This is a genomic window from Spirosoma sp. 209 (genome assembly GCF_002006735.1).
GTDB lineage: Bacteria > Bacteroidota > Bacteroidia > Cytophagales > Spirosomataceae > Spirosoma > Spirosoma sordidisoli.
The window spans coordinates 1-12993 of sequence record NZ_MVEC01000031.1; the positions used below are offsets into that span (position 1 = coordinate 1).

General features: G+C 51.9%; 15 protein-coding genes. All 15 read right to left on the reverse strand.

The window, feature by feature from the left end:
• Positions 1-25: 25 nt before the first annotated feature.
• Complete coding sequence (locus B1C80_RS27670; RefSeq protein ID WP_077924457.1) at positions 26-454, reverse strand: hypothetical protein; 429 nt, start codon at positions 452-454, stop codon at positions 26-28.
• Positions 455-640: 186 nt separating this feature from the next.
• Positions 641-871, reverse strand: a complete 231-nt coding sequence (locus tag B1C80_RS28485) for a hypothetical protein (RefSeq protein WP_161492827.1) — start codon at positions 869-871, stop codon at positions 641-643.
• 18 nt (positions 872-889) lie between these two features.
• Positions 890-2026, reverse strand: coding sequence for a conjugative transposon protein TraN (gene traN, locus B1C80_RS27675; protein ID WP_077924458.1), 1137 nt, complete (start codon positions 2024-2026; stop codon positions 890-892).
• A 25-nt stretch (positions 2027-2051) separates the two neighbouring features.
• The gene (gene traM / locus B1C80_RS27680; RefSeq protein ID WP_236648953.1) at positions 2052-3503 is read right to left on the reverse strand and encodes a conjugative transposon protein TraM; all 1452 of its coding nucleotides are present in this window, start codon (positions 3501-3503) and stop codon (positions 2052-2054) included.
• Positions 3504-3773: 270 nt separating this feature from the next.
• Positions 3774-4424 carry a conjugative transposon protein TraK gene (gene traK, locus B1C80_RS27685; RefSeq protein WP_077924459.1) on the reverse strand — a complete coding sequence of 217 codons (651 nt, stop codon included), beginning with the start codon at positions 4422-4424 and terminating at the stop codon, positions 3774-3776.
• A 2-nt stretch (positions 4425-4426) separates the two neighbouring features.
• On the reverse strand, positions 4427-5482 hold the full coding sequence (locus B1C80_RS27690; protein WP_077924460.1) for a hypothetical protein: 1056 nt from the start codon (positions 5480-5482) through the stop codon (positions 4427-4429).
• An 11-nt stretch (positions 5483-5493) separates the two neighbouring features.
• Entirely contained in the window at positions 5494-6366 is an 873-nt protein-coding gene (locus tag B1C80_RS27695; protein WP_077924461.1) for a hypothetical protein, read from the reverse strand.
• The gene (locus B1C80_RS27700) at positions 6363-7118 is read right to left on the reverse strand and encodes a hypothetical protein (RefSeq protein ID WP_236648954.1); all 756 of its coding nucleotides are present in this window, start codon (positions 7116-7118) and stop codon (positions 6363-6365) included. Before B1C80_RS27700 ends, B1C80_RS27695 begins: the two co-directional genes overlap by 4 nt.
• Before the next feature lie 142 nt (positions 7119-7260).
• On the reverse strand, positions 7261-9816 hold the full coding sequence (locus tag B1C80_RS27705) for a TraG family conjugative transposon ATPase (protein ID WP_077924462.1): 2556 nt from the start codon (positions 9814-9816) through the stop codon (positions 7261-7263).
• Positions 9800-10126, reverse strand: coding sequence for a DUF4133 domain-containing protein (locus tag B1C80_RS27710; protein WP_077924463.1), 327 nt, complete (start codon positions 10124-10126; stop codon positions 9800-9802). Before B1C80_RS27710 ends, B1C80_RS27705 begins: the two co-directional genes overlap by 17 nt.
• Before the next feature lies 1 nt (position 10127).
• Positions 10128-10463, reverse strand: coding sequence for a DUF4134 domain-containing protein (locus B1C80_RS27715; protein ID WP_077924464.1), 336 nt, complete (start codon positions 10461-10463; stop codon positions 10128-10130).
• 40 nt (positions 10464-10503) lie between these two features.
• Complete coding sequence (locus tag B1C80_RS27720) at positions 10504-10803, reverse strand: DUF4134 family protein (RefSeq protein WP_077924465.1); 300 nt, start codon at positions 10801-10803, stop codon at positions 10504-10506.
• 62 nt (positions 10804-10865) lie between these two features.
• On the reverse strand, positions 10866-11576 hold the full coding sequence (locus tag B1C80_RS27725) for a hypothetical protein (protein WP_077924466.1): 711 nt from the start codon (positions 11574-11576) through the stop codon (positions 10866-10868).
• The gene (locus tag B1C80_RS27730) at positions 11570-12109 is read right to left on the reverse strand and encodes a DUF3408 domain-containing protein (protein WP_077924467.1); all 540 of its coding nucleotides are present in this window, start codon (positions 12107-12109) and stop codon (positions 11570-11572) included. The genes B1C80_RS27725 and B1C80_RS27730 overlap by 7 nt, the downstream gene beginning before the upstream one ends.
• Positions 12110-12113: 4 nt before the next feature.
• Positions 12114-12824 (reverse strand): ParA family protein, encoded by a 711-nt coding sequence (locus B1C80_RS27735; RefSeq protein ID WP_077924468.1) that lies wholly within the window; start codon positions 12822-12824, stop codon positions 12114-12116.
• Positions 12825-12993: the final 169 nt, after the last annotated feature.

A 12993-nucleotide genomic window follows, 5' to 3' on the forward strand; every position in this document is an offset into this window, starting at 1 on the left:
AAATCAAAAAGAATGGGTGTTATAGCTATTGCTTAGTGGCCGTGAATGATTTATTTAAATAACGGCCCGTGATACGACCATCTTGATTAGACCAAAACCCTAAATAAGTATCTGACTTGCTTTTGAAGTGGATACGATTATCTCCCTTAACCTGCTGTAATTCGATCAGTTCAGTATCCGTACTCCGAGTGGTTATACTGGTTCCTACTCGTCTGGTCGTATAGGAAAAAGTTAAATTCACTTGTTCTAACGAAGATGCCGCTCTTGTAACAGTTATTTGCCCGTCAGAGATCGTAAATATTCCACCCTCAACCGCCCAACCCTGCTGGTTCATATCTATCTGTGTTGTGACATAATTGCCAACTAAGTTTTCAGCTATATCTGGGCTGGTTTCGGAATGCGTGCAGTTAACAGCAATTATAGCCAGCAGGAAGAGAAATAAGCTCTGTTTCATGATCAGTTATATAATCAGTTTTACATTAATCAAATCGCACTCAAAACGGGCCAAGGCACGCTAAATTACGAGAATGAAAGCGATTTCTCTCACAAAAGGGAGCAGAAGCTGATTCTATAATTCGCCCGGCTAACCTGATACACTTGACAAAATTCTCTCTTTGCTATACCTTGCAATCCAATAGACTTAAATCCGTTCGTTGGATAGAAAGGAGTGTGCGAGATGGTAATCGGATTTGTGGTTTTCTTCCTGTTTTTCTTTGTCCGGGGTTTCATGCAGGAACGCCAGCGACAGCGCGTCAGCAAGCTGCAACGGGACATTGACGAGATGCAAAGGCAATTGCGCCAGCAGCAGACGCGCCGGTAATACAAACCTACATAAATACTGAATGCCCCGTATAAGCGGGGCATTCGGCATTTACAGGGTGATGACTGGTTATAGCGTTCTTGCCTTCATAATGTCCTGATTTTGAACAGTAAAGGTGAGGTCGCGCCCACCTCCCTGCTCGCCCATCACGATCAGTAACTGCTTGTTATTGGGGATGGTGAACCGCTGGAAGGCATACACCCGCTCTACTTTCTGGTGGCCGCGCACGGTCGTGATGGCCTCATTATGTACGTAAATCGGACGTAGTTCAATTTCTTGCCGCGAGGTCAGCTTGGCCGTTTTGCTGTCCACCACGAAGTAACGGACATAATCAATATCGTAGTTCAGGTTCGATTTATTCTCGATGGCCAGCCGGTAGTACAGCACGTTTTCTTTCACAAATAGGCCGCGTAACCGGGCTTTCATCTTGTTTGCTTCGGCTCCACGCTTGCCCCGCCCCCGGTGCTGAATGATGCGGTCACAAGCATAAACAATGTCGGACTGCGTTGCCTTCACACCAGCGAACTGAATACTACCTTCCTGTTCATTGGTTCCGTTCATAAATTGAGTGCGATTGTCTAAACTCACCTGCTCCAGGCGGTTCTGTTCCGGCGTAGTGGCTGTTCCAGCCAGGTTGAGGGCCAGTACAGTTGGGGTTTCGTTGTAGTTGACTACAAAACTGTAGAATTTGCCGTCGGCGGTCATCACCGCAAAATTTGTCTCGTTAAAACCAATCTGCGATGCCTTCACTTTCAACACATTCTCGACATCAGCGGCTTTGTCGGCCATGATGCTGCGGCTACCTAAATCCACCGACCGAACGGCGGTGGGAAAGATGATTGAGACCGTTTTGTTGTAGGCCAAATCCACGTAGTACGACCGGATTATGTTCTGTTGATGAATAGGAACTTCCGGCGTGGTACGAACGGCCAGTGATGCCGGCACAATATCCCCCGTTTGAGATGTAACAGGCCCGGCTGATACCAGGCGAACACTATCAAGACGGATGAGCCGGGTTAGCTGAACTGTCTGGGGTTGAGGAGCCTCCGCTGGAGCGGGTAATCGGGCGGGTTGATTTGCCGTTGCTAAATTCCGTTTGGCCAGCAACTTTGTAGATGTTCGTTTGATGAGGTTTGGTTGGCGTTGGGCGAAGGCGGGAGCTGACAGCATCAGCAGCGCACTGACGGAGAAAATAAGTCGTTTCATTGAGAGACGTTTTTGGTTAGGCGGCTCATTTGAGCAGCACGTAATAGTTGCCTTTCAGCGTTGCTTTCTGTTGCGTAATTTTTCGTTGCAATACCCCCCGCGCACCGGACAGGCCCGACTGTGCAACTGAGATGCCGGCCATAGTGGCGGCTGTTCGCGCATTCGTTGCCGACGTTCCATTCAGGTTGTAGTTGGCTCCGCCGACTGCCTGCCCCAGTAGTTGCTTACCTTCCTGGGCAGCCAGCACGTTTGGGACAAATACGCCCGGCATACCGTCCATGTCGTGAACCGTGAGCTTGATTGGGAAAATACGGCCTTCGTATTGCAGGTTGCTGATACCGATGCTGACGCGCTCGGAGCCAAAGCTACCCACCCCGTAAATGATTGTATTAGCCGGAATATTAATACCCCGCAATGTCACCGGCTCCAGCAACCGAAGTTGTACCCGTCCCCCATCCGTAATCTGTTGATCGTGGTGAATCACGGCCCGGATAGTGCCGAGGTCTTCGGTCAGGGCCGCTTCCTGCTGCCCTTTCTGATCGGAGGAGTACAAGCCGTAAAAACCATTCCATCGCCGATTAGCCGTTTCGCCCAGCGTCGAGACCACCGCGCCCGACTCGGCTTTCCGGGGGCGTTCCCCTTCGCGGGAAGCAGCGGCTTTAGCTTCTTTATCGCGTTTGTATTCAGCTAACAGGGCCAGTAACCGCTGACGATCATCTACCTGTTTCTGGTCATCGCGCGGGCGTAAATCCTCATCAAATTCATCCGGTAACGAAGCTTCAATGTTGGCGGGCATCGAGCGTGGTCGGCCCGTTGAACGAGTACGACCACCGGCCTGATGGCGCACGGGTGCCGACGGATTATATAGCGAATCCATTGCCGCTAATTCAGGGTCAGTAGCTTCCGGCGTTCGTTTCTGTTTGTACAGGTAAGGGTCGAGGGTTGCCGGAAGGCCGGAGGTTGCTGTTTCTGCCGGTAACGATCCTGAAACACCGGTTTGCATCCCGTTGACACTGGATTGTCCATTCTTGTCCCGGCGTTGTTCGGCTGCCTGCAATTCTAACTTTGATTTGGGTACACTATCCGTCTGAGCGGTCGGAATGGTTGCGTTCACGCGGTTGATGAGTGGCTCCTGCGGCTTTTGAGTGCCACGTACCAAAAAATAAACCGTTGACCCTAACGCGATCAGCAGCACCGGGGCGACCATCCAAAACCGTTTATCGTTCAGTACTTCCCGAAATGGTTTTGGGCGGTTTGGCACTTCGGGGCGTTCGGTATGTCCCGGCGGGGAACCGTGCACCACCCGCTCCGGCCTGTCCGGGGAGCCGGTACCGGTCGCCACGGCTGGCCAATCAGTAGGCATTTCGGCGTGTTCTGTTGTCCAGACCGGTGTTTCGGGCTGGTAAGAAATGTCGGCGTAATAGGGTTGTTCATCGTTGACCAGATCGTCTGGTTGAGTCGGATCGGTTGCGTTCATGAGGGTTGCGTTGGGTTACTGAGTGATTAAGCGCGCTGGATTCCTGGCTCGACAGCCGAAATGAGTTGTGTAGTAATTCCGGTGGTTGGCTCGATACATTGCTGCTGACCGACCAGCAACCGAGAAGAAGCAACCCCACAAATCCCGCCAGCACTTCGCGTTTTCGTTGTCTGATCGGGCGGCTTTCCCAGGTACGAATGAGCCGTATCAACCGCCGTCGACAAAGCCGTCGATAGCCTGGTCGAATGAGAGTGGCTCTATTTCGCTGGCTCATAAGTGGCTGTGCTGATCTGTCCGGGGAATCGTTTGCAAATCCTGATTCTGGGCCACCTTGAACCGCTCGATCATGAAACCATGCGGATTGTTATCCGTGCGGGCCACATCGATGAGGAAGCATTCCGTGACGAGCTTGCGGATCGTAATGTTATTGGCCCGAATCAATAATTGACGGCCGCTCGTAACCACCCGGTACGGCGACTGGCTGAAATCAACATCCACTTTATCGATTTCTACCTTCTGGTGTACGTTGCCCTGAATCAACTGACCGTAGTACCCTGCCTCCTGCAAATCCTGATACAGCCGAACAATGGAGCGGTCGCCCAGGTACGTGGCTTCTCGAATGTTGCCCTCGACCTGCTTCTCATCGGGTTCGAGGGTAAAAAACAGTCGGTGGAACGTCTTGATATGGTCTTTGGCTTCAGCCGGGCGGTTGATGTTCTGCTCCTGGGCCAGGGCCACCATGATGGATTTGCCGTTGTCGAGTACATACACTTTCTGCCGACTCGCCGACACCTCCGAAAAAGCCCAGTAGGCCACGCCCAGCCCAAAGGCCAGACTGCCGACAATGGCGATGATGGCTACCCAGCGCACCATGCGGAACGAGGTTTCTAAGTTGGTCAGGTAGCGAAATTGTCCGTTCATAATCAGATGCTGTTTGTCGTTGGTTGAGATTTGGCGGAACCGGAGAACGCGCTGGCCACGGCCCGTCCGAGCGATGCTGCTCCAGCCCCGGCTCCCTGTCCGGTAGTGGCCCCGGCTACCATCGCCGTAGGTTGCGTCGCCGAACTGATGGCATCGCCCACGCCCGTTGATTCGATGACGTAAGAAGCAATTTTCGGAATGGAGAGGTAGGCCCCGGCTCCGATGAAATAAAAGATAATCAGCCCCCAGTCCGACGAACCCATGCCCGTATTACCGGAGCGAATCTGTTCGTCGAAAACGGCCAAATCCTGCGTGAGCATCGAAATGTGAATCGTCTCCAGAATAGCCCCCAAAATGTTGACTAAAGGGATATACAGCAGGATGTGAATCAGGCGCGAGAACCAGGCCGCGAGTCCCGAATAGAACCACTCGAAGGTGGCCAGTCCGAACGTGATCGGCCCGGTGAGGGCCAGCACAATCAGAAAAAAGGTGCTGATGAGCTTGATGTAGATAGCCGCCAGATCATAGAAAATTTCCCCCAGCCAGCTCAAAAACTGGTCGAAGTAGTATTGCATGACTCCACTGACAGCATTCCCTACCAAGCTATTGCCGCTTCCGGTTGGCCCGAAAATGGTTCGCATAACATCCCAAGTGCCGATCTCGCCATCTTCGCCGGGCGGAATCAGAATTTTATCCCAATTCTCGCGGACTTTGTCTTTCTTGACCTGATTCAGCCGCTCGACCTCGGCTTTCTGGCTGGCTACCATCGTGCCAGTGCCTTTGTCCAACAGCCGCCCAATCCCGACCATGCCTTTTACCAACAGCGGATAACTGAGCAGACAGAGTGCCAGGGCGAATGGCCGGAGCAGCGGATACACATCAATTGGTTCGGCGCGGGCCATATGCCCCCAGATGCGGTAAAACACATAGCAGAGCGCACCACAGAACCCAATGGCCTGGCCGAAGGCCACCAATGCCCCAAACGCATCGGCAAAGCGGGTGAATACTTCGTCAATAGCTGTTTCTAATACGGGGGCGACCAATAGTATAGCCTGCATAATGGTTGAGGTTAGCGGTATGACTGCGTCCGTAGATTCTTCGTCTGGTACGCTTTTCGGTTTCGTTTGTACTTGTAATAGTCCAGTCCCTGCGATGTGACTTTATCCATTGTCAAGAGGGTTGTTCGCCGGGCTTTGCTTTCTTTATCCACTTCCCGGAGCAGCCGGAGCCGGTCGGCGGGTGACAGATAAGCCGTTTGCCCCTGCTTTTCGACGAGCTTCATCTTCGCCTGGAGTATTTTGTCATCGGCCAGCAGCGTCGAGCGGGCCGAGGCCAGGACCGTCCACCCAATGTCATAGTCGGGAGGATACCGCGCATCAATCTCCTCTTTCATCAGCCGGGCATTCACCGGATCGGTGATGGTGATAGCTACGGGCAGGCCATCGGTCCACAAGGCATCGATGGATTCATTCACCGCCTGACGGCGTTGCCCGCGCAGCACATCGACCGGAGCTTTGTTCATGGCTTGCTGGTAGGCGTATTTGACCTTGAAATCCTGATACCGGATTTTGTTGATGCGTTCCTGACCATCTTTCCACGTCTTTTTTAGCTTTTCGATAGCCTTCGCCAAATCCTTGTTTTTCTCCTTTTGATAAGCATCCATAATTTTCGTTGCTGCCGGAGCCAGGACGCTCAAATTCGCAATGCCTTTCATCAGTTCGTCCATGACTTTCTCTTTCACCAATTCGCCATAGTCAATGCCGGCATCTTTAAGTCCGGCCATGATGTCCTGTTCCGAAACGGACAACAATTGGTCAATCTCCGATTGAATCACCTCACTGCCCCGATTACCCGTAGGAACCTGATTGGCGGACGGCATTTGCGTCTGGGCTGTGCTGATTAGCAAGACCAGCCCTAACCCCAAATAAAGTCGTCGGTTCATCGGGTTTGATAGGTTGTGGCGCGGGTGCCGACCGTGCGGTTTAGGTTCGAGTCGCGTTTGTACAGGCCCTGCCGATAGGCATTTTTGGCAATTTCCCGTGAGCGGAACTGATACGTTGCCCGGATCAGGCTCAGCGTCTGGTTCATCCGCTTGATCCGGTCATATAGGTCGGTTCGCACCGCATTCAACGCTGACAACCGCTCTCCCTCCGACATCCAGATGGGTTTGCCGCCGAGGTTGACCACTGTTTTTACTTCGGCTTCCAGGTCGCGGGTGTCCGCCACTTCGCTCAATGCCTGACGCATTGCAGTTGCTTCTTTGGCGGTGAATGCGGCTGTGTTCAGGAATTTCTCAGCCGCTTTTTTGCTGGCCCCAACCGCATCGGTGAGCTGATTGAGGTTCAACTCTTTGTAATACGTCGCAAAGGCAGGCGACAAATCCGTGTGTGCCTTCTTCCAGGCATAGTCCACCTTGTAGTTCTGGTACTCAATTTTCTGCTGTTTCGACAGTCCATCTTTCACCATCGTTTGGAGCGATTTGACAGCCGAAATCGGCGAGACATCGAACAACTGACCCAGCGCATTCCCCAGCAGGTCATTCAGTTCATCCTGAATACCCTGCATGATAGCGTTTTCGGTTTCGCCAATGATATTCTCAATCTCACTTGATAGATCGTCGGCAAGCCCGCCCGCCAATCCCCTGGGCGGTCCCTGAGGATAGTTCGGTGCCGGATTCGTCGTGTCGGAGCGCATACTGACAGTCCAGTGATGTAAGTCATTTGGTACGGCCTTTACAGTGGCCAAAACGGGGCTTATCATCCCGCAAAAGCATAATCCGGTCAAGAGCAGTCGGTTTTTGGGCTGCATCGGTACAGGTTCAGTAAAGTCAACAGATTTAGCGACTGCCCCTAAACTCGTCGGCGTAGTCGCGCAGGGCCAGATCGTAGTTACCGCCGTGGGCTTTGACCTTCTCTTCCAAGCGCAACTTTTCGGTTTGCTCGGTTGAGTAGGCCAGATACTCCTCGGTCGATACTTCGACGCCATACACTTTTGATTCCTGCCCGCCCCATGAAATGAAGACCTCTTTGTATCTCCGTCTGGGGTCGAGGTCGCGGTTGAGCGACAGGCATAAATCCTTCTCTTTGTCGGTCAGGGCCAGCAAATCCTTTACGTGCGAAAACTTATTCCGGTACTTCCGCTGGTCGAGCAGAATTTTGGTATCGGCGTTATTGATGATCGAATCCTTGACAATCTTGTTGCCGATAATATCGTCCACTTCCTGAGTTACGATCCAGGCTTCGCCGAAGAACTTCCGCACCGTTTTGTAGAGGTACTTGATATACTCCGCCATGCCATCTTTCATAATGGCTTTCCACGCTTCCTCAATCAGGATGATTTTGCGTACCCCATTCAATTTTCGCATCTTGGAAATGAAAGTGTCCATGATGATGATCGTCACGACCGGAAACAGAATCGGGTGATCCTTGATATTGTCCAGCTCGAAAACGATGAACGGCACGTTGAGCAGATCAATGTTTACCGCGCTGTTCAACAACTCTTCGTACTCGCCACCCTGATAGAAGGGCCGCAACACGTAGATGAAATTGTCGTAATCGAAATAGCCAATCTGTACCTTGTGTTCGGCCAAGTAACGCGGGAAGTCGGTTTGCATAAACTCGTAAAACGAGTTGAAGCAGGGAAAAACCTCCGGGTTGTCGGGCAGATACGCTTCAAAGTATTGCGTTACGGCATCCGAGAGCGCGGTGTACTCCGACATCGTTTGCCGCTCATCGCTTCGCTTCCAGAGTGTTTGAAGCAACACTTTAATCGCTTCTTTTTTCTCGACTTCGGGCAGGGCGCGATGCTCAATGAAAAACGGATTGAAGTTAATCGGCTCGTCTTCCGAATACGTCAGGTACATTCCACCCAGCATATCGCACAATCCCCGGTACGAGTGGCCTACATCGACAATGACGGCGTGGCTGCCCTGCACGTGGAAACTCCGAAGGGCATGGTTGGTGAAAAACGACTTACCGCTCCCCGTTGGCCCCAGAATGAACTTATTCCGGTTTGTCACCCATCCCTTTTTCATTGGAAGATCAGATAAATCGACTAACAACGGTTTGCCGCTCATTCGCTCGACGAGTTTCACGCCGTAGTGCGAAACCGAATCGTAATAGTTCGTTTCCTGATTCAAAAGGCAGACCGATTGCGGGACAAACGACCAATATTTGTCTTCGCCCGGCATATCGGCGGCATTGCCAGGAATACCTGCCCAGAACAGCCCCAGCGCGTCTTTGGTGTTTTCGCGGGGACGTACCCCCAGTTTGGCAATGGCCGACGAAACCAGATTTCTGAGTACAGGCAACCGGCTTTTATCCTCCGTCCATACCTGGATATTGAAATGTGACCTTACCGGCGTGAACCCCGTCTCAGCCGCATAACTCAGGTACTGGTTGAGGAGCATCGCATTTACCTCGTTGTCCTTGCCAAAGTTGGCCAGCGACCGCATTTGCGTGGCCCGTTGCTCCAATTTCGGAAAGGCTGCCTGCTTGTCCTCAATGAAAATGTACTGATTGTAAATGTGGTTGCAATTCAGCATCAGCGATACCGGAGCCGCGTAGCTGACCGATACGTTTGACCGCTCGGTTGACAGGGCCTCGACCCGGTTGTTGGTATGAACCCACTCCGGCAAGTCGTCAATGTCCGAGATCGTGTAGAACTTGGTGTATTTGCCGCCTACCCGTAGTTCCTCGTTCATTTCCAGATCAGCCAGCGTCACTACCTCATCCCGTAGCGAGAGACTCATGTAGCGTTCTAAGAGTCCGGCCTGTGTGTCCGTACCCGCCAGTTCATTCGCTTTGAGTCGCCGAAGGCCGATCAGTCGGCTGCTTTCCAGAATGGACACGAACTGTTCTACGCTGTTAAAGAACTCCTCGACTTTATGCTTTTCGCCGACCTCTTTTGCCACCAACCGCCCCTTCGTCAGCGATGTCATCACGGCCCCCACATCGCGCCGTTCAGGATGCGTTTTGGTCAGGTACAGATAACACTCGTGGTGCAGGTAAGGCCGCTCGTTGAAATGCCGTTCGCTGGCCTTGTCCAGAAATGTACCCTGACGGTCGGCTATTTCGGACTTCGACGCATCATAACTTTCCTCCACAAACCAATCCTGTTTATGCAGAATCGTGTAACTCGGCAGTACGCCTATCGCTTTGGTCCATACGTTGCAGAGGGCAATATAGTCGCCCTGCTCGACGCGCCCCTCCCCTACCCCCTCGAAGCTGGCGTTGAGCGTAAAGATTTCGGGCAGGCTGACGGCGAAACAAACGGTCAGATCGCCATGCACCGAAATCAGACAATCCTGCTCAATGGCCCGTAGTGGAAACACCTCGTGTATAGCCCGCCCAGCGACCCGGCCTGACGTAGCCCCGTTATTTTTTACATTCATGCCGAAGCTGTTTATATACCATTGAACTCCGTACCAAAATCAACTTCGGTTGACGGCCTCGCCCTTGTGTCCGGGCCATACCGCGTTCGCCATGTATCCGCGAGATGCGAACCAACTGGCCGTAAAGGAAAATCAGGGCGATCAGATACGCTCCGTAACACCACAAACCCGACCAGCCGGTAACGATCATGATGATAGTACTGACCATTAATAACCCGACTGCCGCCCCGCCCAGAACCATCAGAAAATTCATCCCCCGAATGCCAAGTACCTGTGGCGGGCGATCAACCCCTTTGTTGACGCGAAACATCTTACGCTCCGAATACGGCGGTTAGGGTCACCACCACCAATCCGGCGAAGATCAGTGCGCCAAACCACGATGCGGCTGCCTTCCGCGTATCGGGGTCTCCGTTCGACCATTTTGAATAAACCTGGATGGCTCCGACAATGCCGATGATGGCACAAACGGCATACATCAGGTTGGTCACGACTGTGAAGGCTCCCTTTACTTCGGTAGCGGCTGTAGTCAGCCCCTGAGTACTCAATCCCTGAGCCGGGGCCATGTTGGCCACCAGCACCCCGGCAACGATCAGCGCGATAAATTGGGCCGCGCTCCCTCCCTTCGATTGGTTAAAGCGGTTTTGCATTGGTAATTGATTGACGTTGTGAACCCCGATGGCGGTTCATTCAAATTGATTCCAGAATCACGAAGGCGATAGCTATGAACAGCAACCCGCCTAACCAGGAAGCACTGGCCTTCCGTACATCACTTTCTCCGTTCGACCATTTGCTATATACCGCAATGGCCCCGACTACTCCCACTACGGCGGCTACGCCTTTCCCCAGCCGAATCGCTCCGGCCTTCGCATTCGTGATTTGCGTCGTTGCGCCTTCCACCGCCTGCTTTAGCTCATCTTGGGCGATAAGCTGATGGCTCCATAGAATCAGCGCGACACCTACCATAACGCCCAAAAAGAACTGTTTCATTTGTTGTATATATTAAAATTATGCCGCTAATATATAATACATTTTAATTGGGGCAAAATTTTTTAAGCGGCTAAACTCTCAATCCGGTCGAACAACGTACCGTAATCTGTACCGACTTTTGGCCCCTGTTGGAGGAACAACCAATCCAACGACTTGTCATTTTCAAGCTGATACGTCTGGATCAGCAGGCCAAGTTCCTGCTTCATGAAAGTTGAGTCGGCTTGTCGGCGTTGCGTCAATTGATTCATTTTTCTCTGAACCGTCCGCACCCGCTTGATGTACTCGGTCACGGGAACCCCACCTGTTTCGATTGTTTCTTCCTGGGTGGTTCCGTCAATGAGCGGCACATCTTCATCGTCCATCCAGCTACAGCCAGTCGGCACCTGATCCGTTTCTTCCGGGTAGTCATCCGTAGGCTTGGTGTCCGTCATACCATTCAGGGTTGTAGCTGGCTCAGTTACGGGTACGTCCTCTTCCAGTTCGGGAGCTGTCTCGTTGCACATTGGTTTGCTGCCCCTTTGCGGCAACTCGGTGCCGGAAACCTGTTCAGGCGCATAACCAACCAACAGCCGATTGAAATTGGTTTTAGAAAGGCCCAGCCCCTCCCCGGTTGTCACTGGAGAATCGGGTAACGGATTCGCCGACACTTCCCGATCATTTTTTGGGGCAGTCGGCACGGTTGCCCTCCCCCACCAGCCGTACTCCCGGCCTAACCGATATCCCTGCCAGCCCGTCAGTGCCAGCAGGGATACACTAATCCATACAGTTACCATTCGCGTAGTTGTGCTTCTTTTTGTTCTAACGTGGTTCGCATCGTGTCCATTTCAGCCCTGTGTTCGGTAAAGTGTTGCCGAAAAATGTTCTCCATGATTTCCTGTAACGAAACTTTGCTGCCCGTCAATTCAGCATACCGCTGTAAAAACGTAATGTGCGAGTGTGACCGCTTCGAGATGTAGGCCACCTTTGTCGGCCGCTCAAACCCCTTGATCGGCTGGAGGTAGCTATTGGCGTATTTCTCGATTTTCTTTTCGGAAACCCCGCTACTAACCGACTCCTTTGATGCTTTAACGGGTACGTCCACTGCCGGAGCCACTATTTCCTCAGTAACAGCCCCCGGCGTTTCCGCTACCGGCTCTGGTTGAGGGGTCTCTTCCGTTATGGCTGTAGCTACTGGTTGCTCGTCTTTTTTTTCGGCGGTGTTCCAGCCAAAGTTTTCCTGCAACTTACTCAGGTCTGAGGATGAGGTAGCCAGCGTGGCCATGGCCCGGAGCGACGACTCGTCTAATTTTTTGGTAGTTTTTGCCATGTGCTTATGCTACAGTTTGTTTGATTGTCAGTTCTTTCGTCAGTTCCTCGGCCAACCCCTTGATCTTATCGCTTGGGAACAAGGTAGAGCGTTCGCGCTTCCAGGATACGGAATCGGTTACCCGGTATTTCAGGATTTGGACATTGCCCCGTTCCCGGACAATTGTTTCGATACCCTCCATCAGACTGGGGTTCTCCGACTTTTTGTATTTGTTCCACAGCATAAACAGTTTGTAGCTCGCTCCTTTCGCTTCCCGGAATTTGTCGAACAGGTCCAGCGTCTGCAAGCCCGCCGTGAACGTCATCTTGTCGGCTTCCATTGGAAGGATTATGTAGTCCAATTGAGAAGCGACCCGGTCGAACCCTTTCACGTTCATCGACCCGGGCATATCAATAAAGACCAACTCATCATCCCCTTTCTCTTTCAGGCCAGCCAGAAACATAGCGAGTTCTTCCAGCGAACCCCGGTACACTTTGTACATCTCCCGATTCAACTCCGGGTACAGGGTAACGTACAGGCTTTGCAACTCCTCATCGTTCTGAACACTGGCCAGCTCTGACCGGCGCGTTGCATCGAAGGAGTGTTGCGGAAAGTCAGCGTCAATGACCGTTACGGGTTTGCCTATCGTTGTGTGGTAATAAGTTGCCAGCAACATCGTCAGGGTAGTCTTCCCTACCCCACCCTTCTGTGTGCATACAGATATCAGTTTTGCCATTACTTTCTTGAGTTTGTTTGCCACTACAATTTTATGTGAAATAAAAAATAAGTCAAGCACCTAATAAGTATTTTCTTTAATAAATACAATAATTACCATTTATAATAATAAATAATTACAAACAATAAATAATTATTAATTAGTTTAGTAAGTATTATATTAAAATAAT